Consider the following 1,833-nt stretch of genomic DNA (forward strand, 5'->3'; position numbering starts at 1 on the left):
AAAAATCTGTAACTTTACTTATTAGAGTATTAGGTTGTTATACTAATTATTGTAACCTTAATTATACTTAATGCGTACGTTAAAATTACTTAATTAACAATCAGATTTTATGAATAAAAACCTACCACTTTCAATCGCATTATTTTTTTTAGTAACAATTAACATTCAAGCCGCCAATAGATATTGGGTGGCAGGTGCAACAAGTAATTGGAACAATACTGCAAACTGGTCAACTGCAAATGGAGGTTCAGGGGGTGCTTCGGTTCCTTTAGCAACTGATGTTGCTATTTTTAATGCTAATGGTTTAGGAAACTGTAACATTGATATTCTTGCAACTATTGGTGGATTAACAGTTGATGGATATACCTCAACTATAGACTTAACTGGCTTTATTTTTACAAGTGCAGGTAATGTAACCTTAAAATCAGGAACCATAAATGATACCCCAGGAACTGGATCTTTAACGATTAATTCTACTGCAACTGCTAGATTTACAGGAACAGTATTTGGAGCTATTATAAATGCTACTTCCTCTAGAGTCTATTTAAGTGGTAGTACTTTTAATGCTGCTGCTGTGTTCACAAAAAATGGAGGTGGTAATGATGGAGGTTCAGGTGGAAACACATTTAACTCAACAGTATCAATAACCAATTCTGGAACTGGCTACTTTATGCTAGCCAATACAACCCCTGACATCTTTAATGATGATTTAACCCTTACTAATTCTGGAACCCAAATAATTTATCTTGCGCATAATTCGGCTGGAAATCTTTTTAATGGTAACATTACAATTAATGCAACTTCGGGCAATGGTATACGTTTTGGACAAGGTTCATTAGGAACAGCAACTTTAGCTTCTACAAAAACAATGGCTATAGGTGGTAGTGGTTTTTCTGCTGGAAGACTTGAAATTGCTAGATTTACTCAACTCGGAACAAGTGCTCAAACCCTTACTTTAACTGGCTCAGCAATATTAGATCTTGAAACTAATTGTATATGGAATGGGAACGTTAATGTTTCAGCACCAAGAATATATATAGAATCTAACACATTTAATGGTACTGCAGTATTTACAAAAACAGGAGCAAACAATGATTATAACGTAGGAGGTAACACTTTTAGTTCAACTGCATCTATTATTAATGATGGTACAGGCCATTTATATTTTGCCCAAACAAACCCTGATACATTCAATAATGATGCTACATTAATTGTTAGTGGTACAGGAAGAATTTATCTTGCAAACGCGGCAATTGGTAATGTGTTCAATGGAAGTATATTCATTAATTATATTACAAACTCGAATATATATATTGGAAATAGTTCAGGAACAAGCACACTTTCAAGTGGTAAAACCATAAATATAATAGGAGCTGGAGCTTCTGGAACTGGTAATTTATATTTAGAAGAATTTACTCAATTGGGGGCAACAACTCAGGGAATTGTAATGAATGGCACAGGAGTTCTCTCAATTGGACCAAACTCTACATTTAATGGTGATTTAAGTACATCTACTCCTAGAATATATTTGCGAGGGTCTACATTTAATGGCGTTTCAACCTTTGAAAAAACAGGCGCTTCCAATGATGCTTCGGCTGGAGGAAATACATTTAACATGGATGCTAATTTTATAAACAGCGGTAGTGGTTATTTTATGATGGGTAATGGCACGTTAGATACCTATGATGGAAATGTTAACATTACTAATTCAGGTACTTACAACATGTATTTTGCTCAAGGAGGTTCTGGACATATTGTTAATGGTAACTTAACTGTTAACAATACCGCAACAGGTTCTAGCAACTCCATATATCTTGCAAGAAACACAGGAGC

General features: G+C 34.6%; 1 protein-coding gene. It reads left to right on the forward strand.

The genetic code is table 11. From position 1 onward, the window contains the following. Positions 1–109 precede the first annotated feature (109 nt). Positions 110–1,833, forward strand: a 1,724-nt coding sequence (locus tag HRT72_07110; protein NQY67475.1) for a hypothetical protein, incomplete at its 3' end; no start/stop codon positions are given.

Source organism: Flavobacteriales bacterium (assembly GCA_013214975.1).
GTDB lineage: Bacteria > Bacteroidota > Bacteroidia > DT-38 > DT-38 > DT-38.